The following is a 22,832-nucleotide window of genomic DNA, read 5'->3' on the forward strand; positions in this document are numbered from 1 at the left end:
TGATGACCGCCCCCCTTCCGCCGATCGCCCTGGCCGACCGCCTGCCCGCCATCAAGGGCCGGGTGACCGCGGGCGCGCCGCTGTCCGCCGTCACCTGGTTCCAGGTCGGCGGCCCGGCGGAAGTCATGGTCCGCCCCAAGGACCTGGAAGACCTGGTCACTCTGTTGAAGGGGCGGCCGCGGGACGTGCCGCTGCTCGTGCTCGGGGTCGGCTCGAACCTGCTGGTGCGCGACGGCGGGCTGGACGGCATCACCGTCCGCCTGGGCCGCGGCTTTGCCGGCATGGCGGCCGAGGCGGGGGCGCGGCTGCGTGTCGGCGCCGCCGCGCTCGACCTCAATGTCTCGTTGGCGGCGCGCGATGCCGGGATCGCCGGCCTCGAATTCCTGCGCGGCATCCCGGGCACGATCGGCGGCGCCTTCCGCACCAATGCCGGGGCTTACGGCGCTGAATTGAAAGACGTGCTGGTCGAGGCGACGGTGGTCGACGGCCAGGGCGAGGTTCATGTCCTCGGGCCCGAGGCATTCCACCTGACCTATCGCCACAGCGATTTCCCGGCCGACTGGATCGTGACCGAGGCCGTGCTCCAGGGCCGGCCGGGCGTTCCCGCCGAGATCGGCGCGCGGATGGACGAGATCGCGGCGGCGCGCGAAGGCTCGCAGCCGGTGCGCAGCCGTACCGGCGGCTCCACCTTCAAGAATCCGCCAGGCGCGCGGGCCTGGGAACTGGTCGATGCCGCCGGCTGCCGGGGCCTGCGCCGGGGCGGCGCCGTTGTCTCGGTCCAGCACTGCAATTTCCTGATCAACGAGGGCGGCGCCACGGCGGCCGACATCGAGGGGCTCGGCGAAGACGTCCGCCGCCGGGTTCATGAGCATTCGGGCGTTACCCTGGAGTGGGAGATCATGCGTCTCGGCCGTCACGCCGGCGATGCCGTGCAGGAGGCGGGCCGATGAGCGATGCCCGGCATATCGTCGTCCTGAAGGGCGGCCTGTCGACCGAACGCGAGGTCAGCCTCAATTCGGGTGCGGCCTGCGCCCGGGCGCTCAGGAACGCCGGCTTCGACCGCGTGACCGAACTCGACGTCGGCGCCGATGTCGCCCTGCGGCTCGCGGAACTGAAGCCGGACGTGGTCTTCAACGCGCTGCACGGCCGCTTCGGCGAGGACGGCTGCGTGCAGGGCATTCTGGAACTGATGCGCATCCCCTATACCCATTCCGGGGTGCGGGCGTCGGCCATCGCCATGGACAAGCCGGCGGCCAAGGTGGTCTTCGCCGCGGCCGGCCTGCCGCTGGCCGAAGGGGTGGAGACCACGGCGGGCGAGGCGGCGGAACGTCACCTGATGCCGCCGCCCTATGTGGTGAAGCCGACCAACGAAGGCTCCTCGGTCGGGGTTCATATCGTCCGGCCGGGCGACAACCGCTATCCCCGGGGTCTCACGGAGAGCTGGGAGGCGGCCAAGGCGGTGCTGCTCGAACGCTTCATCCCCGGGCGGGAATTGACGGTCGCGGTGATGCACGACCGTGCCCTGGCGGTGACCGAGATCCTGCCCGCCACGGAATTCTATGATTACGAGGCGAAATATGCCGCCGGCGGCTCGCGCCATGTCGTACCCGCCGCCATTCCCGATGCCGTGACCGAAAAGGCCAAGGCGCTTGCGGTCGCGGCCCATCGGGCGCTCGGCTGCCGGGGCGTCTCGCGCAGCGATTTCCGCTACGACGATACGCCGGGCGGCACGGGCGAACTGATCATCCTCGAAGTGAACACCCAGCCGGGCATGACCGCCACCTCCCTGGTGCCGGAACAGGCGGCCCATCTCGGCATGAGCTTCGAGGCCCTGGTGACCTGGATGGTGGAGGACGCGTCATGCGATCGCTGAACGACATCATCGGCGGCCTGCTCGGCGGCAAGCCCGGCAAGCCCCGCAAGCGCCGGGTGATGGAGGCGAGGCGCCGCCCGCTGGGCGAGGCGGTGGCACGCGGCCTGCCCGGTCTTGCCAATCTCGGCTTCCGGGGCAAGCTCGTGCTCGGCCTCGGCGGCGGCCTGCTGGTGATTGGCGGCCTGCTGGCGGCGACCGGCGCCCTGTCCGACGTCCGCGAACGGGCGGTCGCCGGCCTTGCCCGCATGGCCCATGACCGGGGCTTCATCGTCAACAGCGTCACCGTTTCGGGGCGCAGCGTGGTCAAGGCCGGGGACGTGCTTGCCGCCCTCGACATCCAGCGCGGCGACGACATCCTCACCCTCGACCTCGGCGCGGCGCGGGAACGGCTGATGAGCCTGTCCTGGGTCCAGGCCGCGACGATCGAACGGCGCCTGCCCGATACGATCCATGTTACCCTGGTCGAGCGCCGGCCCATGGCGCTGTGGCAGACCGGCGGCAAGATGCATCTGGTCGACCAGAACGGCATCGCCATCGTCGGCGAGGGCGCGCAACTGGCGCTCTATGCCAAGCTGCCCCTGATCGTCGGCGACGATGCGCCGAAATATGCCGCCGAACTGATCGACCTTCTGGCGCGCGAGCCGGCGATCGGCACGCGGGTGCAGGCGGCGGTGCGCGTGTCCAAGCGGCGCTGGAACCTGAAGCTCGACAACGGCGTCGAAATCCGCCTGCCCGAGGAAGGGGTGGCGGCCGCCTTCGACCGCCTGGCCGCGCTGGAGCGGACGGAACGCCTGCTGTCGCGCGACATCACCGTGGTCGACATGCGCCAGCCCGACCGGCTGGTGGTCCGCCTGTCGGACGGCGCGGTGCAGCAGATGGCCGTGCCCCCGGCCAAGAACACCTGACGGCGGAAGGGGAACGAGAACGCCATGGCCGCCGCCCGCAATGCCCTGATCGCCGCGCTCGACGTCGGAACGACCAAGGTTGCCTGCTTCATCGGCCGCATCGATGCGACCGGGCAGGTGCGGGTGATCGGCATCGGCCACCACGCCAGCCGCGGCATGCGCGCCGGCACCGTGACCGACATGGAGGCGACGGAACACGCGATCCGCGCCGCGGTCGAAACCGCCGAGAAGATGGCGGGCGAGACCATCCGCGACGTCTTCGTCTCCTTCTCCGGCGGATTGCCCCAGTCGCACACCATCGGCGTCGAGGTTTCGATCGCCGGCCACGAGGTGGGCGATCCCGATATCCGCAAGGTGCTGGAGCAGGGCAACCGGGTGCGCGCCGAGGCGCCGGACCGGGAATTGATCCACGCCATTCCCGTCGGCTACACGATCGACGGCTCGCGCGGGATCAAGGACCCGCGCGGCATGTTCGGCGAACGCCTCGGCGTCAACATCCATGTCGTCACCGCCCAGTCGGGGCCGGTGCGCAATCTTTCCGTCTGCATCAGCCGGGCCCATCTCGGCGTCGCCGGCATCGTGCTCTCGCCCTATGCCTCGGCCCTGTCGTGCCTGGTCGAGGACGAGATGGACCTCGGCATCACCCTGGTCGACATGGGCGGCGGCGCCACCTCGATCGGCGTCTTCTACGACGGCAGCCTGGTCCATACCGGGGTGCTGCCGGTCGGCGGCGCCCATGTGACCAACGACATTGCGCGCGGCCTGCTGACGCCGACCGCGCATGCGGAACGCATGAAGACCCTGTTCGGCAGCGCCGTGCCCGGCGCCAACGACGACCGCGAAGTGATCGACGTGCCGCAGATGGGCGAAAGCGACCACGGCGCCGCCAATCATGTGCCGCGCTCGGTTTTGAACGGCATCATCCGCCCGCGCATGGAAGAGACTTTCGAGCTGGTGCGGAACCATTTGCGTGACACGGGATTCGACAAGGTGGGGGGCCGCAAGGTCGTTTTGACCGGCGGTGCCTCCCAGTTGCAGGGCGTGCGCGAACTGGCCGCGAACGTCCTCGACAAGCAGGTGCGCATGGGGCGCCCGATCCGCCTCGCGGGGCTGGCGGAATCGACGGGCGGACCGGCCTTCGCCACGGCGGCGGGCCTTCTCACCTATGCGGCCCGGGCACCGATCGAAGCGGTGCTCGGTTCGGCCGAGGACCAGGGGGCGGGGCGGATCCGACGGATCGGCCGCTGGCTGAAACAGAACTTTTGAGCGTTTGTAACAAATCAGGGAACACCGGCCTGCGGGCCAATGGGTAAGGAGAGCAACATGTCGATTTCGCTGGGCGTGCCGGAACCGACCGAGCTGAAGCCGCGGATCACCGTGTTCGGTGTCGGCGGCGCCGGCGGTAATGCGGTCAACAACATGATCGAGGCGAAGCTGGAAGGCGTCGAATTCGTCGTCGCCAATACGGATTCGCAGGCTCTCGCCAACAACAAGGCCCCGCGCAAGATCCAGCTGGGGGCGGAGATCACCCGCGGCCTCGGCGCCGGCTCGAAGCCGGAAGTGGGCCGCATGGCCGCCGAGGAAACCCGCGACCAGTTGCTCGACGCCCTGACCGGCTCGAACATGGTCTTCATCACCTGCGGCATGGGTGGCGGCACCGGCACCGGGGCGGCCCCGGTGGTCGCGCGGGCGGCGCGGGAACAGGGCATCCTGACCGTCGGCGTGGTGACCAAGCCGTTCCAGTTCGAAGGCTCGCACCGCATGCGGACGGCCGAGGCGGGCATCGCCGAACTGCACCAGTATGTCGACACGCTGATCATCATCCCGAACCAGAACCTGTTCCGTCTCGCCAACGAGAAGACGACCTTCGCCCAGGCCTTCGCGATGGCGGACAATGTGCTGCACTCGGGCGTGCGCGGCGTCACCGACCTGATGATCATGCCGGGTCTCATCAACCTCGATTTCGCCGACGTGCGCACGGTGATGAGCGAGATGGGCAAGGCCATGATGGGCACGGGCGAAGCCTCGGGCGACAAGCGCGCCATCGAGGCGGCCGAGGCCGCGATCTCCAACCCGCTGCTCGACGACGTCTCGATGAAGGGGGCGCGCGGCGTCCTCATCAACATCACCGGCGGCATGGACATGACCCTGTTCGAGGTCGACGAGGCGGCGAACCGCATCCGCTCGGAAGTGGATCCGGAAGCCAATATCATCGTCGGCTCGACCTTCGACATGGAGATGGAGGGGCGGATGCGCGTCTCCGTTGTCGCCACCGGCATCGAGGCCGATCAGGCCATGCTGCCGCGCCCGGCCCAGCCGGTGCTGACCAGCGTGCCGCGCCCGGTCCAGGCCCCGGCCGCCAGCGCCCCGGTCTCGCCGGTGCTGCGTCCCGCCGCGGTCGCCGCGGCGACGCTCGGCGCCACCCATGCCGCCCCGGCCGCCCCGGCGGCGGCCCCCCAGCCGGCCCCGGTCGAGGTCGCGCCCGCGCTGCCCCTGACCGCGGTCGCCGAAGCCCCGGCGCCGATGCCGATGCCCGCGCCGATGCAGGCCCCGGCCGCCGCCAGCTATCCGCCGGCCTATCAGCAGTCGCCGCGGGTCAACCTCGGCGGGGCCCAGCCGATCCGCGAGACCGAAGTCCCGGCGCCCAAGCGCAGCGGCCTGCGCTCGCTGATCGAGAAGGTGACCGGCGCCGGCCCGCGTGCCGCGGCCCCCGAAGCCCAGGCCCGCGAGTTCGCCGTGCCCCAGGCGCCACAGCAGGCCTTCGGCTATGCTCAGCAGCGCCCGGCCTATGGCACGCATCCGCAAGCCCAGGGCACGGCGGCGATCTCGGTCGGTCAGGCCCAGCCCCAGGCGCCGATGGCCCAACCCCAGTTCGTCCAGCCCCAGCCCATGCTGCAGCAGGTGACGCAGCCGGCGCCCCAGGCGGCCCAGCCCAATCCCTCGCTGCTCGGCCGGATGGAAGGCGGCGAGCGGGGCGTTGCGCCGCGCAGCAGCGACGACCAGCTGGAAATCCCGGCCTTCCTGCGTCGCCAGGCCAACTGAGGGCTTGTCGCAGAACCGCGGAAGGTTGCAGAAAAGATAATGCGATCAATGGCTTATCGCTGTAACCTTCCGTAACAAAGAGTGATTTGAACCAGCCGGTGCCAGACCCTAAATCTGGCACCGGTTGTTTTTTGCGATGCGGTGAAATCCGTTCGGATTCGCCGGGTCGTTTGGCAAAGAGGTTGTCCGGTGATCGTTCTCCAGGCTCAGAAGACGGTGGCGGCCCAGGTGCATCTCGACGGCGTCGGGCTGCACACCGGTCAGCCTGTCCGCGTCACGCTGCTGCCGGCGCCCAGCGATCACGGCATCCTGTTCCGCCGCAGCGACGTGACCGACCGGGACAATGTCATCCCGGCGCAATATGACCATGTCCGCGACACCACGCTGTGCACCGTGCTGGTCAATGGCGCCGGCGTCTCGGTGCGCACGGTCGAGCACCTGATGGCGGCTTTCGCCGGCCTCGACATCGACAATGTGATCGTCGAGGTGAGCGGCCCCGAACTGCCGATCCTGGACGGTTCCGCCGCCCCCTTCGTCGCCATGATCGAGCGGGTGGGGACCAAGGCCCAGCGCCCGCCGCGCCGCGCGATCAAGATCCTGAAGCGCATTGAGGCGCGGATCGACGACAAGCTGGCCGCGCTCGAACCGGGCGAGGGTTTCGCCATCGATTTCGAGATCGACTTCGCCTCGCGCGCCATCGACCGCCGCCAGGGCAGCTATACGATCACCCCGGATGATTTCGGCGCTCTCCTGTCCGGTGCCCGCACCTTCGGCTTCCGCCAGGAAGTCGAGTTCCTGCGCTCCAAGGGCCTGGCCCTCGGCGGTTCGCTGGAGAATGCGGTGGTCGTCGACGGCGACGAGATCATGAATCCGGAAGGCCTGCGCTTCGCCGACGAATTCGTCCGCCACAAGGCGCTGGACGCCCTTGGCGATCTCTATCTCGCCGGGGCCCCGATCATCGGCCGCTTCACCGGCTTCAAGTCGGGCCATGCGCTGAACAACCGGCTGCTGCACATGCTGTTCGCCGACCGTACCGCCTGGACCTATGTCGCCGCGGTCGAGGATGTGGAGCCCCAGGCCGGCGCCACCTGGACGGAAGCGAGCGTCGCCGCCCCGTTCTGACCGATATCGTTTTCGATGGCAAAACCGGCGGGCCGCCTTGAAAAGGGCGGCCCGTCCCGTTTCCGGTTCTTCCCTTTTTGGGGCCCGGCGGGGCGGGCCGCGTATCGAGGTTGGCGTACCGCGATCCCTGGTGTAGCGTGTCGCGCACCTGAGGGACGGCGCCTGGTCGGCATCGGCCCGATTCTGGTTTTGGTCTGCTGGAGGCAGTGACGGTCGTGTCGCCCATTGGTACCTTAGCGCGCCTACGTTTCGCGGCCCTGGCCGTCGTCGTCGCCTCGCTCGCCGCCTGTTCGAGCAGCGCCCCCGAACCCTATGTCGAGCGCCCGGTCGAGCCGCTGTACAACGAGGCGGCGGACGCCCTCTCGCGCGAGCGCTATAACCGTGCCGCCGATCTCTTCCTCGAAGTCGAGCGCCAGCACCCCTATTCGATCTGGGCGACCAAGGCCCAGCTGATGGCCGCCTATTCCTATTACCAGGCGGAGAAATACCCCGAGGCGATCGATACCGCCCAGCGCTTCATCCAGCTCCACCCCGGCAACAAGGACACGGGCTACGCCTATTACCTCGTCGCCATCTGCTATTACGAGCAGATCGTGGACGTGGGCCGCGACCAGAAGAGCACGGAACAGGCGCTGAGCGCGCTCTCGGAAGTGGTCCGCCGCTTCCCCGACAGCGATTACGCCCGCGACGCCCGCCTGAAGCTGGACCTGACCCGCGACCACCTCGCCGGCAAGGAAATGGAAGTCGGGCGCTATTACCAGAAGCGGAAGCAATATCTGGCCGCGATCAACCGCTACCGCACGGTGATCGAGAAGTACCAGACCACGACCCATGTGCCGGAATCCCTGCACCGCCTGGTCGAATCCTACATGGCGCTCGGTCTCAATCCCGAGGCGCAGGCGGCGGCGGCGGTGCTCGGCTACAATTACCCGGGCAGCGCCTGGTATCAGGATTCCTACGCCCTGCTGACCGACGCCAACCTGCGGCCCCTGACCGACGATCGTTCCTGGATCACCCGGGCGTTCGACAGCACGCTCGACACTTTGTTCTGACCGACCGGGGAGAGGCGGGCCGACCGGCCCGCCCTTGTGTGGCATGCTCCTCAGACTGGCCATTCGCGATGTGGTGTTGATCGAGCGGCTGGATCTCGATTTCGCCGCCGGTCTTACCGTGCTGACCGGCGAGACCGGGGCGGGCAAGTCCATCCTGCTCGATTCGCTGGGCCTTGCGCTGGGCGCGCGGGCCGATTCAGGCTTGGTGCGGCCGGGGGCCGATCAGGCGGTGATCACCGCCGAATTCGCCCTGGCGCCGGACCATGCGGTCGCCGCCCTGCTGCGCGACCAGGGCTGGCGCCCGGAAGACACTTTGGTGCTGCGCCGGGTGGTGACCCGGGACGGCCGCAGCCGCGCCTTCGTCGACGACCAGTCGGCCAGCGTCGGCCTGCTCGGCCAGATCGGCGCCCTGCTGATCGAGGCCCATGGCCAGCATGACGACCGCGGCCTGCTGAACCCCGCCGGCCACCGCGACCTTCTCGATGCCTTTGCCGGCCACGGCGACCTGCTGGCCGCGGTACGTGCCGCCCATGGCGCCCATGGCAAGGCCGCGGCCGATCTTGGCCAGGCCGAGGCCGGCCTTGCCGCCGCCCGCCGCGACGAGGAATATCTGCGCCATGTCGTCGGCGAATTGCGCCATCTCGCCCCCGAGCCGGGGGAGGAGCAGCGCCTCGCCGCCGAACGCCACACCATGCAGGAGGGCGAGCGCGCTGCCGGCGACCTGGACGAGGTCGCCGCCATGCTGGACGAATACGGTGGCGTCGAGGCCCGCCTGCGCGGTGCCCAGCGCCGCCTGGAACGGGCCGCCGGCCGCCTGGGGCCGCTGCTGGAGCCGGCGCTGAACGCCCTCGACCGCGCGGCGCTCGAGGCGGAGGAGGCGGTCACCGCGCTGGCGGCGGCCCGCAGCGCCATCGCCTATGACGAGCGCCGCCTGGAAATCGTCGAGGAGCGGCTGTTCGCGCTGCGCGCCGCCGCGCGCAAGCACCAGGTCCAGCCCGACGCCCTGCCGGGCCTCGCCGCGACCCTGGAGGCGCGGATCGCCGCTCTCGATGCCGGCGAGGGCAAGGTGACGGCCTTGGCCGCGGTGCTGGACGGGGCGCGCCGGGCCTTGCAGGCCGCCTGCGCCCGCCTGCATGAGGCAAGGGTGGCCGCGGCGCTCCGCCTGGACCAGGGCGTCAACGGCGAGCTGGAGGCGTTGAGATTGGGCAAGGCCCGCTTCCGCACCCGGATCGAGCCGCTCGGCGACGGCCAATGGACGGCGGACGGGGCGGACCGGGTCACCTTCGAGGTTTCCACCAACCCGGGTGCGCCCTTCGGCGCCCTGATCAAGATCGCGTCCGGCGGCGAATTGGCCCGCTTCATCCTGGCCCTCAAGGTGGTGCTGGCCGGGGCCGGCACGGCGCCGACCATGGTCTTCGACGAGGTGGATCGGGGCATCGGCGGCGCTGTCGCCGATGCGGTGGGCGACCGGCTGGCCCGGCTGGCGGAACGGGCCCAGGTCCTGGTGGTCACCCACAGCCCGCAGGTGGCGGCGCGCGGCCGCAACCATTTCCGCATCGCCAAGGACAGCGACGGCGAGACCACCCGCACCCAGGTCACCACCCTGGACCCCAAGGCGCGCCGGGAAGAGATCGCGCGCATGCTGTCGGGGGCCGAGATCACCACGGCGGCCAGGGCCGCCGCCGATGCCCTGCTGAAGGCCGCGCGATGACCCCGACCGCCCCCGTGGAGACCCTCGATCCCGGCGAGGCCGAGGCGGAACACGCCCGCCTCGCCGCCGAGGTGCTGGATCACGAGCGGCGCTATTACGAGGACGACGCACCGGTCATTTCGGATGCGGATTTCGATGCCCTGGTCGCCCGCCTGCACGAGATCGAGGCGCGCTTTCCCGCCCTGAAGGCGGACAGCCCGACGCAAGGGGTGGGCGGGCAGGCGGCTGCGAAATTCGAGAAGGTCGCCCATGCGCGGCCGATGCTGAGCCTCGAGAAAGCCTTCACCGAGGACGACGTCCGCGACTTCCTGACCGGGGTCCGCCGCTTCCTCGCCCTTGGCGAGGAGATCGAGGTCGCGCTCTATGCCGAACCCAAGATCGACGGCCTGTCGCTGGCCCTGCGCTACGAGGACGGTGTCCTGGTCCAGGGCGCGACGCGGGGCGACGGCCGGGTGGGCGAGAATGTCACCGCCAATGTCCGCACCATCGCCGCCATCCCGGAACGGCTGGTCGGCGCCCCCGCCGTCCTGGAGGTGCGGGGCGAGGTCTATATGGGCCGGGCGGATTTCCTGGCCCTGAACGCGCGCCAGCAGGCGGCGGGCGAGAAGATCTTCGCCAACCCGCGCAATGCCGCTGCGGGATCGTTGCGCCAGCTCGATCCCGCGATCACGGCGGCGCGGCCGCTCCGCTTCTTCCTGCACGGCTGGGGCGAGGTTTCGGCCCCCCTGCCGCCGACCCAGGAAGCGGCGATGCAATGGCTGGGCAGCCTCGGCCTGCCGCTCAACCCCCGGGCCGTTCGCGCGCCCGACCTTGCCGCCGTGATGGCGGTGTTCGAGGGGCTGGCGGCGGAACGCGCCGCGATCGACTATGATATCGACGGCGTCGTCTACAAGATCGACCGGCTGGACTGGCAGGATCGCCTGGGCATGGTCAGCCGGGCGCCGCGCTGGGCCGTCGCCCATAAGTTCCCGGCGGAACAGGCCGAGACCCTGCTCGAAGGGATCGATATCCAGGTCGGGCGCACCGGCTCGCTGACGCCGGTGGCGCGGCTCGTGCCGGTCAATGTCGGCGGCGTCATCGTCGCCAACGCGACCCTGCACAATGAGGACGAGATCGCCCGCAAGGATGCCCGCATCGGCGACACGGTGGTGGTGCAGCGTGCTGGCGACGTCATCCCCCAGGTCGTGCGCGTCATCCTCGACCGCCGCCCGGCCGGCAGCCGGCCCTTCGTCTTCCCCGACCATTGCCCGGTCTGCGGCGCCACCGCCACCCGCGAGGAGGGCGAGGTGGTGCGCCGCTGCACCGGCGGCCTGACCTGCGAGGCCCAGGCGGTCGAACGCCTGCGCCATTTCGTCAGCCGCCAGGCTTTCGACATCGAGGGCTTGGGCGAGAAACAGGTCAAGGCGCTGTGGGACTGGGGCCTGATCAAAGGCCCGGGCGACATCTTCCGCCTGGAGGAGAATGACGCCGGCTCCCTGACCCCGCTTCGCGCGCGGGAAGGCTGGGGCTCGCAATCCGCCCGCAACCTGTTCGAGGCGATCCGCGAGCGTCGGCGCATCCCGCTGGTCCGGCTGCTCTTCGCGCTCGGCATCCGCCATGTCGGGCAGCGCAACGCCAGCCTGATCGCGCGCCATTTCGGCACGGTCGAGGCCCTGGCCGAAGCCTGCCTGACCACGCCCGAACGCCGCGCCCAGGCGATGGAGGAATTGCAGACCGTCGACGGCCTCGGCCCGATCGTGGTCCAGGGCTTCGAGCAATTCCTGGCCGAACCGCATAATGAAACCGTGCTGCGCGACCTGCTCGCCCTGCTGGAAGTCCAGCCGCCCGAGATCCGCGCCGCCGACAGCCCGGTCGCCGGCAAGACCGTGGTCTTCACCGGCACCCTGGAACGCATGACCCGCGACGAAGCCAAGGCCAGGGCGGAACAGTTGGGCGCCAAGGTCTCCGGCTCGGTCTCGAAGAAGACGGATATCGTGGTGGCCGGGCCGGGCGCCGGTTCCAAGCTGGCCAAGGCCGCCGACCTCGGCGTGACCGTGATGACCGAGGACGAATGGCTGGCCCTGATCGGGGGTTAGCGTGGCCGTTTGTCTTTTTCGATTTTGGCTGAATCAGCCAAAATCGGACAAACTCTAAGCCGTCACATCGAAGCCATAGAGCCAGTCGAAGCGCGACCGCGCGATCCCCGGCAGGACATGGCTGGCCAGCCACACCGGGGCAAGGCGGCGCCATTGTTCCGCCCGGCCGCGGGCATGGAACAGGCGGCCGTTCTCCATCGCCTGGCGCTGCACCCGGGTGGCGCGATCGATGCGCAGGCGCTCGTAAGCCTTCAGGGCCGCGACGGGATCGTCGTCGCCGGCAAGGCAACGGGCGAGGACATAGGCATCCTCGAACGCCATGGCCGCGCCCTGGGCCATGAAGGGCAGCATGGGATGGCAGGCATCGCCCAGCAGGGCGACGCGGCCGTCGGTCCAGCGCTTCAGCCGGTCGCGGCCGAACAGGCCCCAGAGGAATGTGTTCTCGACCGCGCCCAGGATTTCCTGCACGGTCTCGTGCCAGCCGGCGAAGGCCTGGCGCAACTCCGCGACGGCGCCCGGCTCGGTCCAGGATTCCCGGTCCCAGCGGGGCCGTTCCTCGATGGCGACGAAATTGACCAGGGCGCCGCCGCGCAGATAGTAATGAACGAAGTGGCGCCCCGGCCCGGCCCAGACCCCGGCGACCGGCGCCACCTTGGCCCGGTCCAGCCGCTCGGCGGGGATCGTGCCGCGCCACGCCACCTGTCCGGTGAACCGGGGGCGTTCCGCGCCCAGCATGCGCATGCGGACGGCGGAATGAATGCCGTCGGCGCCGATCAGGACGTCGCCCTCGACCTCGCGGCCGGAAATCAGCACGGCCGCCGCCGTGCGCTCGAAAGCGCGATAGGTCAATACCGGGCTGTCGATCGTGACCGCGATCCCCGCCGCCGTGCAGGCGGTCAGCAGCAGGTCGTGCAGGTCCGCCCGGTGGATCTGGACATAGGGAAAGCCATAGCGTTCGGCATGGGCGTCGCGCAGCCGGTTGCGGAAATAGGTGAAGCCGCTCCGCCCGTCGCGGATTTCCGCCGTCTCCGGCTCGAAGCCCCGGCGGCGCAATTCGTCCAGCAGGCCGAGGTGGGCGATCACCCGCGCCGCATTGGCACTGATCTGGATGCCGGCGCCGACCTCGGCCAGTTCCGGGGCGCGCTCCACCACCTCCACCTCGAAGCCCTGGCGGGCGAGGCACAATGCGGCGCACAGGCCTCCCAGGCCGGCCCCGGCAATGACGATGCGCTGTTTCCTGCTCATGGCCTTCCCGCTAGGCGTTACGGGGGCCGATAAAACCATGCGCCCGCGCCGGCGTCGATGCGCTGGATCAAGGTTTCGGGCCGCGATCGCCTCTTCTGCCGGCCGCCGGGATGGTCTCCACCCGCCGCCGCCGTTCGCTCGCCGCGACGGGCAGGCCGGCGGAGCGCTGGATGGCACATACGACGACCAGCGCCCTGCCGGCTCGCCGTGGGCCTCGGGGCAGGGCCGGCTCCACGGCTCCGGCCACGACGTCGGCCGGGGTGGCGAGCGGGTGGCCGAGACCAAGCGCTGGAAGAGAGGGCCATGGGCCGGCGTCGATGCGCTGGACCAGGGGGCCGACAACAGGCCCCATCGGCGAGTTGGGCGAGGATGGCGGCGGCCGGACCATCGGGCGCCGTTCCCCGCCTCGCGGTGTCCGGGATGGTCTCCACCCGCCTGTGCTGCCGTTCGCTCGCTGCGACGGGCAGGTCGGCGGAACACCGGATGCATAGACGACCAGCGCCCCGCCGGCGCGCAGTGGGCCTTCGGGCGGGGCCGGCTCCACGGCTCCCGGCGCGATGTCGGACGAGGTGGAGAGCAGAGGGCCGAGACCCCGTGCCGGAGGAGAGGGCCATGGGCCGGGGGCGATGCGCTGGATCAGGGTTTCAATATCAGGCCCCAGGCGGTGAGTTGGGCGAGGATGGCGGCGGCGGCTTCTGTCGCCGGCGGCTGGATCAGCAGGCGCCGTTCGCCCGCCGTCGCGGCTGTGATCAGGCGCGGGCGTCGGCGATAGGGGTGTTCTGCCGGCTCCGGCTCGGGCGGCGGGGTGGGCGGGGAGATGGCGGTGGCAATGGTTTCGACCCGGCCGCGCCGCCGTGCGCCGGCCGCAAACGGCAGGCCGGCGGGGGCGGCGGGATGGATAGTGACGACCAGCGGGCCCGCCAGGGTGGTGCGCCGCCGCGCGCCGCGGGGCAGGGCCTGTTCCACGGTCCAGGCCGCGCCGTCGCGGGCGATGGCGGTGGCGCCGGCCACCAGGGGCAGGCCGAGGCGGGCCGCGAGGAGATAGGGCAGTTGACCGCTGTCTTCGCCGCCCTGGGCGCGCTGTCCGGCCAGGATCAGCATGGGGGCGGCGGCGGCGAGATCGGCGGCCAGGGCCGGCAGGGGATCCGTCCCTGCCGGCAGGTCGAGGCGGCGGACAAGATCGAGGCCATGGCCGAGATAATCGCCGATCGCCTCGTCCGCCGGCCCGGCATGGAGGCCTATCACCGGGCCGAGGCCGAGGCCGAGACGCACCGCCCTGGTGTCGAGCGGCGAAGGGCAGGGCCGGCCCGAGACCGGGTGCAGGGCGCGGGACAGCAGGGCGACGATCATGGCCGGCCCCGCCCGCGCAGCAGGTCCAGCAGGGCCGGCATCACGGCCTGCGCGTCGGCGACGATGGCAAGATCGGCGCGCTCGATCATGGCGGCGTGAAGATCGGTGTTCACCGCGATCACATGCTCGGCCGCGGTGAGGCCTTGAAGATGCTGGGGCGCCCCGGCGATCCCGAACGCGACATAGCAGGTCGCGGACAGGACCGTGCCCGACGCCCCGACCTGGGCCGCCCGCGGCATCAGGCCGGCATCGCAGACCATGCGGCTGGCCCCCGGTGTCGCCCCAAGGGCCGCGGCAAGCGCCCGGAAGGCGGCGAAATCGCTGACGCCGTTGCCGGCGGCGATGACGAAGGCCGCCTCGCCCAGCGGCACGCGGGCCGGGTCGGCGGGCAGCGGCGTGACCCGGGCGATGGCGGCGGGCGGCACCGGGGCCGGAGCGTCCAGGACCAGCGTTTCATGCGCCGTGCCGCGCCAGGGGGCGACGCAGTCCGCCTGGATCGCGAGCAGGCGGGGCGGGGCCAGCCGCTGTTCCGCCCGCCGGCCCCGGGCCGGGCGGCAGGCCTCGGTCGCCGTCAGCCGTTCGATGTCGGAACAAAGGGCCTCGCCGGTCAGGGCGGCGACGCGGCGGGCCAGGTCTCCGCCGTCCGGCGTTTCCGGAAAGACGGCGTGGCGGGCGGCGAGAAAGGCGAGGGCGGCCGCTACCTGGGCCGCCTGGGCGGCGGGATCGTCGCCCGGCGGGGCCCAGGGCAGCAGGCGATCCGCCCCCAGCGGGCCGAGGCCGGCCGGATCGAACGGGCCGAGGACGGCGACGGCCCCCTCCGCCCCGGCCAGGAGGCGGGCGGCGCCCAGCACCTGCCGGTCGTGGCCGGTCGGGCGGCCGGCCTCGCCGTCGAGAACCGCCAGGATCATATGGCTGGGCCGCTCGATCCGGCGCGGGCGCGGCGCGGCGGCGGGTTCGGGGTCGGCCGGGACCGGGGCCGTGCCGGTCGCCCCCCGCGCCAGCCGTGGGCGGGGTGTGATGCGCAAGGTTTCCGCCGCCCGTTCCGCTCGGGGGTCGCGGCGGCGCCGGCCGCGTGCCGGGGCGGCCTCGATCGTGAAGCGCGGGCGCGTGCCGCCGGCCCTGCGGCGGGCGTCCCGTTCGGCGAAGGGATCGCGCCTTTTCATGCCGCGCCCTTCAGGGGCTCGGCCGCCAGCGCCGCCAGGGCAAGCTCGGCAAGGTCGCGCACCGCGGGGCGGGGGGCGGCGACGCCTTCCAGCATATTGGCGCAGCCGGGGCAGGCGACGGCGACCATGGGGGTGCCGGTCGCCGCGGCATCGGCCATGCGCATGTCGGGAATCCGGCGCGTCCCCGGCGTATCCGCCAGGGGGGCGCCGCCGCCGCCGCCGCAGCAGCGCGATCCCGGGCCATGGCGCTCCATCTCGACAAGGCGGAGGCCGAGGGCGGCGAGCAGCCGGCGCGGCGCGGCGAATTCCCCGTTGTAACGGCCAAGATAGCAGGGATCGTGATAGGTCGCCTGTCCGGCGACGGGGGCAAGCGGCAGGCGCCCGCCGGCGACCAACTCGTCCAGCAGGCTGCTGTGGTGCTGGACGGTGAAATGCCCGCCGAAGGCCGGATATTCATTGCGGATGACATGCAGGGCATGGGGATCGGCGGTGACGAGGCGGCGGAAGCGGACGGCGTTCAGCGCGGCGATATTCTCCCGCGCGAGGCGCTGGAACGTCGCCTCGTCGCCCAGCCTTCGGGCGAGATCGCCGCAATCCCGCTCCGCCTCGCCGAGGATGGCGAAATCGATCCCGGCCCGGCGCATCAGGGTGACCAGCGCCCGCAACACCCGGCCGTGGCGGAGGTCGAAGGCGCCTTCGCCCAGCCACAGCAGGACATCGACCTCGCGGGGGCCCGCCAGGGGCAGGTCCAGGCCGGCGGCGAAGTCGAGCCTGGCCGCCAGCGGGCGCCCGCCCGGCTCGTCGGCGAGGCGAAGGTCGGACAGGGGCTGCACCGCCTTGTCGGGCACGCGGCCGGCCTCCAGCACCTCGAAGCGGCGCAGGTCGACGATGGCATCGACATGCTCGATCATCATCGGGCAGGCCTCGACGCAGGCCCGGCAGGTGGTGCAGGACCACAGGGTTTCCGGCGCCAGCACATGGCCGATCACCGGCACCGCGGGGCCGCAGCGGCCGTCGATGGCGGGCGCGCCCGGATGGGGGCTGCCGGCATAGGCGGCAAGGTCGCCCGCCGGGTCCATGGCGGCGGCGAGATCCTGGACCAGGCGCTTGGGGTTCAGGGGTTGGCCGGCGGCGAAGGCGGGGCAGGCGTCCTCGCAAGCGCCGCATTGAACGCAGGCATCGAAGGACAGCAGGCGGTTCCAGGCGAAATCCCCGGCCGATGCCGTGCCCAGCTTCGGCGCCTCGAGGTCCAGCGGCCGCAGGGCGGTATCGCGCCCGCCGGCGAAACGGGCGGGCCGGGGATGGGCGGCCAGATGCAGGGCGCCGGCAAGGGCATGGCGCAACGGCCCGCGTTCCGCCTGCGCGGCCAGCCCGAACAGGCCGAACAGGGCCGGCGCCAGGGCCAGGGCCCCGGGCAGGCCGCTGCCCAGGGCGCCGTCGACGGCAACCCCCAGCGTCCCCCCGGCATAGGCGAGCAGCAGCAGGGGCAGCAGGGTGAAGCGCCCGGCGGAAAGACTGGCCGGCGCCACCGGCCGGCGCCGGGCCCGGACGGCCCAGGCCCCGGCGATCATCACGACGAAGGCGAGGGCGACCAGGGCCCAATAGGCCGGCACGCGCAGCCCCGGCACGATGCCGAGCGCGAGCAGGGCCGATCCCGCCACGAAGCCGCCGGCGACCAGGGCATGCATGCGCGCCGCCGCCGGCTTCCGCGCCACGAGCCGATGGACATCGACCAGATAGCGCCGGGGCAAGGCCGCCAAGCCGCGCCGCCAGTCGATGGGCGCTGGGCGTCCCGCCCGCCACAGCCGGGCGCGGCGACTGAGGCCGATGCCGGCGACCATCGCCGCCAGCCACAGGCCGATGACGAGGATCAGGCCGGCCATGGCCCTAGATATCCTTGCACAGGCGCAGCGCGTCGTAGAGCGCGGCGTGGATATTGCGCCCGGCGACCGCATCGCCGATCCGGTAGAGCTTCAGGCCCGGCGCCTCCGCCTGGGGCTGGGGCTTGCCGGCGACGAGCGCGTGCTGGTCGGTCTGGCCCCGGTTCACGGCCCGCGGTTTCAGGTCGAAATAGAGGCCGTCGACCGGCAGAGTGCCGCGCTCGACGATGATGTGATCGACCAGGCGTTCCTCTTCCTCGCCGGTCATGGTGTTGCGGAGGACGGCGACCTTGCGGTTGCCTTCCGGATAGATCTCCACCAGTTCCAGGTTGGGGCTGACGATCACCCCCAGGCGGTATAATTCGCGGAGATGAACCGGCTGGTTGGTGGTGCCCACTTCCTCCGCCGCCATGCGGTCGTGGGTCGCGAGTTCGACCAGGCAGCCCGCCTTGGCCACGGCCTCCGCGACCGAGGCGCCCTGATGCTGGCCGGTCTCGTCGTAGAGGAGGACGCTGCCGGCGGGCGCCAGCCGGCCCGACAACACGTCCCAGGTGGACGCCGCGTGATCCGGCAGGTCGCCCGGCACGCCGCCGGTGGCGACGATCACCACCTCCGGCGCTTCCGCCGCGATCAGGGCCGGGGTCGCCGCGGTGTTCAGGCGCAGGTCGACGCCGAGCCTTGTCACCTGCCCCAGCAGCCAGCGCGGGATGCCGGACAGCGCCTCGCGCCAGCCGGCCCGGGCGGCCAGGTTGATCTGGCCGCCGACCCGGCCGTCCTTTTCGAACAGGACCACGCGGTGGCCGCGTTCCGCCAGCACCCTTGCGGCTTCCAGCCCGGCCGGCCCGGCGCCGACCACCACCGCCGTCAAGGCCCTGGCGGCAGGCGAAATGACATGGGGCATGAAGGCTTCGCGCCCGGTCGCCGCATTCTGCAGGCACAGCGCATCGCCGCCGACATAGATGCGGTCGATGCAATAGCCGGCGCCGACGCATTGGCGGATGTCGTCCTCCCGCCCCTCGGCCAGTTTCCGCACCAGATGGGGATCGGCGATATGGGCGCGGGTCATGGCGACCATATCGACATGGCCTTCGTGGACGATGCGGGCGGCGGTGGCGAGATCGGTCACGCGCTGGGCATGGAACACCGGAATATCCACCTCGCGCTTGACCGCGCTCGCCAGGGATACGAAGGGCGCCACCGGAAAGGACATATTGGGCAGGATCACCGCATGGGCCATGTGATCCCGGGCATTGCCGCCGAGAATGTTCAGGAAATCGACCAGGCCGCGCCCGGCGTAATTGCCGGCGATATGCAGGCAATCGTCATGGGACAGGCCGGCGGCCAGCAATTCGTCGGCCGACATGCGCATGCCGATGACGAAATCGTCGCCGGTCGCGGCGCGCATCGCCTCCAGCACCTCGATGCCGAAGCGCATGCGGTTGTCCAGGGCGCCGCCATAGCGGTCGGCGCGGCGGTTGACGTCGGGGGCCCAGAACTGATCGACCAGATGGCCATGGGCGGCGGAAAGCTCGATCCCGTCCAGCCCGCCTTCCCTGGCCCGGCGGGCGGCCTCGGCGTAATCCCGGACGATGCGGGCGATCTCTTCCTCTTCCAGGATCTTCGGGATGGTGCGGCTGGCGGGTTCGCGCCGGGTGCTGGCGGAAACCGTGGGGAACCAGTTGTCGGTATCCCAGCGGGTGCGCCGGCCCATGTGGGTCAGCTGGATCATCAGGCGGGCGCCGTGGCCGTGCACCCGGTCGGCGAATTGGCGGAACCAGGGGATGATCGAATCGTCCGCGACCGAGATCTGGTTCCACGGCGTCGCCGGACTGTCGAGCGAGACCGAGGACGAGCCGCCGAACATGGTCAGGCCGATGCCGCCCCGGGCCTTTTCGGCGTGATAGAGCTGATAGCGTTCCTGGGGCTTGCCGTCCCTGCCGTAACCGGGGGCATGGCTGGTGCTCATCACCCGGTTGCGGATGGTGATTCCCTTGATGGTCAGGGGCTTCAGCAGGGCCTCGGCATGGGCGATCATGCGGAATTCCCCCGGTCTCAGGAGGCGCGGCCGGCGTGCAGGCTGCGTTCGGTGCGCGGCGGGCGGCCGAACTGGCTCTTGTACGCGGTCGAGAAATGGGCGGAGGACTGGAAGCCGCAGGCAAGGCCGATGTCGGTGACCGGCATGGCGGTCAGGCGCAGCAATTCCCGCGCCCGGCTCAGGCGCAGGTTCAGGTAATAATCGGCGGGCGAAGTGCCGAGATGGCGCTTGAACAGCCGTTCCAGCTGGCGGCGCGAAATGCCGATGGCATCGGCGACCTCGGGCATGGCGAGCGGGGCCTCGATATTGCCGGCCATCAGGCGGGCGGCCTCGGCCAGGGCGCGCTGGCCGGCGGCGGGCGGGGGATCGGGAAAGCGCTGGCGGTCGTCGCCGCCGCGCACCCGGTCGACGATGAATTGTTCCGAAACCTTGGCCGCCATGGCCCGGCCCAGGCGGGCGCGGATCAGCGCGGTCATCATGTCGAGGGGGGCGATGCCGCCGGTGCAGGTCAGGCGATCGCGGTCGATGACGAAGAGATCGTCCGAGAAATCGACATCGGGAAATTCCTCGCGGATCGCCGCCAGGTTCTCCCAATGGATGGCGCAGCGGTAATCGTCGAGCAGGCCCGCCTCGGCCAGGGCAAAGGTCCCGGTACAGAGCGCGCCCAGCGCCACCCCCTGGCGGTGCAGCCGGCGCAGGGCTTCCAGCAGGCGGCGATCGACGGCCTGGCGGACATCGACGCCGCCGCAGACGAAGACGCAGTCGAACGGCCCGGCCTCGACCACCGAATGGGTCGGGGTCATGCTGAAGCCGTTGGAGGCGACGGCGGGCGTGCCGTCCGGCGTGACCACGGCCCAGGCATAGGAATCGATGCCCGAGACGTAATTGGCCATGCGGCAGGCCTCGATCGCATTGGCGGTCGCGATCTGCGAGTAATTGGGCAGGGTGAGAAAGCCGAAACGGCGAAGGGCTGCGATATCGATGGGGGCGGCGGCCATCGGGGTTCGATCCTATCGTTCGATCACAAGGTCGGTCAGCGGTTTCGAGCAGCAGATCAAGGCGAGACCCTGGTCGATCTCGCGTTGGCGGATGCCGCCCGCGTGTTTCATCTCCACTTTGCCGGTGGCGATCCGGCTCTTGCAGGTGCCGCACAGGCCCCGGGTGCAGGAGGAGGGCAGGCGCATGCCGGCGGCCCGCGCGGCCTCCAGCACCGTGCGGTCGGCCGGGCAGTCGATCACCCGGCGGCTGCGGGTGAATTCGACGCGGAAGACCGGGGTATCGCCGGCCGGGGCGGCGGGGGCCGCTTCGGGCGTGGCGGCGCCGAAATCGAAGCTCTCCTCGTGGTAATGCGCCATGTCGAAGCCGAGCAGGCCGAGCAGGCCGCGCACCGCCGCCATATAGGGCGCCGGGCCGCAGGTGAAGACTTCGCGGCTGAGGAGATCGGGGACCAGGGCGCGGAGCCCGTCCGCCGTCAGCCGGCCGGTGAGGCCGCCCCAGCGCTCGCCCGGGCTGTCGGCCTCGCAGATCGCGTGCAGGCGGAACTGCGGCAGGTGGCGGGCGATGAGGGCAAGCTCGTCGCGGAAGATGATGTCGGCGGGGCTGCGGGCGCTGTGCAGGAAGGCGATGTCGGTCTCGAGGGCGAGGTCGTGGGTCTCCCGCGCCATGGCCATCAGGGGGGTGATGCCGCTGCCGCCCGAGAGGAAGAGATATTTGCCGGCCCTGTGGTGGCGATGGCAGAAATCGCCCATGGGGCCGGTCGCCCGGATCTCGCAGCCGGGGCGCATGTTGTCGTGCAGCCAGTTGGAGACCGGGCCGCCCGGCACGCGCTTGACCGTGATGGCGATGCGGTCGGGCCGGGTCGGGCTGGAGGAAATCGTGTAGCAGCGGTTGACGATGCCGCCGCCCACGGGCACGTCGAAGGTCAGGAACTGGCCGGGCACGAACTCGAAACGCGCCCCGTTCCGCGCGGCGAAGATGAAACTCTTCACATCCGCCGTCTCGTGGCGCACCTGGCGGCAGACCAGGATGTCGTCGGTCTCGGAGGTCCAGACGGTCATGGCGTCAGGCCGGCGGCGAGACGGCTGACGTACCAGTTGCAGAACTGGTCCACCAACCCCTCGGTGAAGGGGGAATAGGGGCCGGGCTCATAGGCCGGGCTGCGCACGCCGGCATGGGCCAGCTCGACGAGGTCGGCATCCTGGCGGTTGGTCGCCTGCCAGACCCCGGTCAGATTGTCGAGATCATAGTCCACCCCCTCGACCGCGTCCCGGTGCACCAGCCATTTGGTGCGCACCAGCGTGTTGTCGGCATCCAGCGGGATGACCGAGAAGGTGACGATATGGTCCGACATGAAGTGGTGCCAGGAATTCGGCTGGGTCCAGAACGACAGGCCGCCCAGCTGCGGATCGGTGAGCCGGCCCAGCAGGCGGCGGCTGGCGACGCGGGTGTCCAGGGTCTGGGACTGGCCGCTGCCGTCGATCGGCAGGCGCTGGGTACGGAAGCCGGTCACCATATCGTCGAGATGCTCGACCACGCGGGACGGCAGGCCGCCGGCCTCCCAGCGGGCGCCGAGATCGCAGACCATCCGGTCGTAGCGCGCCGCCTGGAGAAGGTCGGTCTCGTCCGCTTCCTCGGGCGAGAAGCCGAAGCCATAGGCGAAGAGGGGGATGGTCAGTTCCGGATGGTTGCCCGCGCAGTGGTAACACTCGCGGTTATTCTCCATCGTCAGCTTCCAGTTGCCCTTCTCGATCAGGTCGCTCTGGCAGGCGATCTTGCAGTTGGCGAGATCGTGGGGGGCGAGGTAGGGCGTCATCACCCGCGCCACGGCGTCGAAATCGGCCGGCGGCTCGTCGGCGAGGCAGATGAACAGCAGCCCGGCGAGGGAGCGCAGATGGACCGGCTTCAGGCCGTGGCAGGCACGGTCGAAATCCTTGCCCATATGTTCGGCGAACAGCAGCCTGCCGTCGAGCCCGTAGGTCCATTGGTGATAGCGGCAGACGAGATTGCCGACCGTCGCCTTCTCGCTGTCCACCAGCCTGGCGCCGCGGTGGCGGCAGACATTATGGAAGGCGCGGATCCCCATGTCGTCGTCGCGGACGATGAGGACCGACCAGGGGCCGATATCGACGGTATAGGCATCGCCGGGCTCCGGCACGTCGGGCTCGACCCCGACCTGGATCCAGTGGCGGCCGAAGATCAGGTCGAGGTCGGCGGCGAAGACGTCGGCAGCGGTATAGAAGGGGGCGGCCAGGCTGTGGCCGGGGCGCCGCGCCGCGATCAGGGACTGAAGTCTCTGGCACTCCCAGGCCGCCATGCCGCACCCCTTCGGTCATCCGTTGGTCACAGATCGATTGTGGTCCGCCGACGATTGTCCGACCTT

At 70.8% G+C, this 22,832-nt stretch carries 17 protein-coding genes; 9 read left to right on the forward strand and 8 right to left on the reverse strand.

Features of this window, described 5'->3' with window-relative positions; translation table 11 throughout:
• Nucleotides 1-2 precede the first annotated feature (2 nt).
• The 9 genes from murB to ligA all read left to right on the forward strand — a co-directional run bounded on the left by murB (nt 3) and on the right by ligA (nt 11,780).
• Nucleotides 3-950, forward strand: coding sequence for a UDP-N-acetylmuramate dehydrogenase (murB, locus tag DKG75_RS21180; protein WP_109923231.1), 948 nt, complete (start codon nt 3-5; stop codon nt 948-950).
• Nucleotides 947-1,873: a D-alanine--D-alanine ligase gene (locus DKG75_RS21185; RefSeq protein WP_109923185.1), complete on the forward strand. Its 927-nt coding sequence runs from the start codon at nt 947-949 to the stop codon at nt 1,871-1,873. The genes murB and DKG75_RS21185 overlap by 4 nt, the downstream gene beginning before the upstream one ends.
• Nucleotides 1,861-2,778: a cell division protein FtsQ/DivIB gene (locus DKG75_RS21190; protein WP_109923186.1), complete on the forward strand. Its 918-nt coding sequence runs from the start codon at nt 1,861-1,863 to the stop codon at nt 2,776-2,778. Before DKG75_RS21185 ends, DKG75_RS21190 begins: the two co-directional genes overlap by 13 nt.
• A 24-nt stretch (nt 2,779-2,802) precedes the next feature.
• On the forward strand, nt 2,803-4,044 hold the full coding sequence (ftsA, locus tag DKG75_RS21195) for a cell division protein FtsA (protein ID WP_109923187.1): 1,242 nt from the start codon (nt 2,803-2,805) through the stop codon (nt 4,042-4,044).
• Nucleotides 4,045-4,101: 57 nt separating this feature from the next.
• A complete protein-coding gene (gene ftsZ, locus DKG75_RS21200; RefSeq protein WP_109923188.1) occupies nt 4,102-5,820 on the forward strand; it encodes a cell division protein FtsZ in 1,719 nt (572 codons plus the stop codon).
• 189 nt (nt 5,821-6,009) lie between these two features.
• Entirely contained in the window at nt 6,010-6,942 is a 933-nt protein-coding gene (gene lpxC, locus DKG75_RS21205) for a UDP-3-O-acyl-N-acetylglucosamine deacetylase (RefSeq protein WP_243746592.1), read from the forward strand.
• A 224-nt stretch (nt 6,943-7,166) separates the two neighbouring features.
• The gene (locus tag DKG75_RS21210; protein WP_109923233.1) at nt 7,167-7,994 is read left to right on the forward strand and encodes an outer membrane protein assembly factor BamD; all 828 of its coding nucleotides are present in this window, start codon (nt 7,167-7,169) and stop codon (nt 7,992-7,994) included.
• A gap of 43 nt (nt 7,995-8,037) precedes the next feature.
• A complete protein-coding gene (recN, locus tag DKG75_RS21215) occupies nt 8,038-9,705 on the forward strand; it encodes a DNA repair protein RecN (RefSeq protein WP_109923189.1) in 1,668 nt (555 codons plus the stop codon).
• Complete coding sequence (ligA, locus tag DKG75_RS21220; protein ID WP_109923190.1) at nt 9,702-11,780, forward strand: NAD-dependent DNA ligase LigA; 2,079 nt, start codon at nt 9,702-9,704, stop codon at nt 11,778-11,780. Before recN ends, ligA begins: the two co-directional genes overlap by 4 nt.
• A gap of 54 nt (nt 11,781-11,834) precedes the next feature.
• Here ligA and DKG75_RS21225 read toward each other — a convergent pair whose 3' ends face one another.
• The 8 genes from DKG75_RS21225 to DKG75_RS21260 form a co-directional block, all read right to left on the reverse strand.
• Entirely contained in the window at nt 11,835-13,025 is a 1,191-nt protein-coding gene (locus DKG75_RS21225) for an FAD-dependent monooxygenase (RefSeq protein ID WP_109923191.1), read from the reverse strand.
• 636 nt (nt 13,026-13,661) lie between these two features.
• Nucleotides 13,662-14,375 carry an electron transfer flavoprotein subunit beta gene (locus tag DKG75_RS21230; RefSeq protein WP_109923192.1) on the reverse strand — a complete coding sequence of 238 codons (714 nt, stop codon included), beginning with the start codon at nt 14,373-14,375 and terminating at the stop codon, nt 13,662-13,664.
• Nucleotides 14,372-15,538, reverse strand: a complete 1,167-nt coding sequence (locus tag DKG75_RS21235; protein WP_109923193.1) for an FAD-binding protein — start codon at nt 15,536-15,538, stop codon at nt 14,372-14,374. The genes DKG75_RS21230 and DKG75_RS21235 overlap by 4 nt, the downstream gene beginning before the upstream one ends.
• Nucleotides 15,535-17,421 (reverse strand): DUF3483 domain-containing protein, encoded by a 1,887-nt coding sequence (locus tag DKG75_RS21240; protein ID WP_109923194.1) that lies wholly within the window; start codon nt 17,419-17,421, stop codon nt 15,535-15,537. The genes DKG75_RS21235 and DKG75_RS21240 overlap by 4 nt, the downstream gene beginning before the upstream one ends.
• 4 nt (nt 17,422-17,425) lie before the next feature.
• A complete protein-coding gene (locus DKG75_RS21245) occupies nt 17,426-19,453 on the reverse strand; it encodes an NADH:flavin oxidoreductase (protein ID WP_109923195.1) in 2,028 nt (675 codons plus the stop codon).
• A gap of 17 nt (nt 19,454-19,470) precedes the next feature.
• A complete protein-coding gene (locus DKG75_RS21250) occupies nt 19,471-20,451 on the reverse strand; it encodes a GlxA family transcriptional regulator (protein ID WP_109923196.1) in 981 nt (326 codons plus the stop codon).
• Between the two features lie 12 nt (nt 20,452-20,463).
• On the reverse strand, nt 20,464-21,510 hold the full coding sequence (locus DKG75_RS21255) for an FAD-binding oxidoreductase (protein ID WP_109923197.1): 1,047 nt from the start codon (nt 21,508-21,510) through the stop codon (nt 20,464-20,466).
• A complete protein-coding gene (locus DKG75_RS21260; protein WP_109923198.1) occupies nt 21,507-22,766 on the reverse strand; it encodes an aromatic ring-hydroxylating oxygenase subunit alpha in 1,260 nt (419 codons plus the stop codon). The genes DKG75_RS21255 and DKG75_RS21260 overlap by 4 nt, the downstream gene beginning before the upstream one ends.
• Between the last annotated feature and the right edge of the window lie 66 nt (nt 22,767-22,832).

It is taken from the genome of Zavarzinia compransoris (genome assembly GCF_003173055.1).
In the GTDB taxonomy this organism is placed as follows: Bacteria; Pseudomonadota; Alphaproteobacteria; order Zavarziniales; family Zavarziniaceae; genus Zavarzinia; species Zavarzinia compransoris.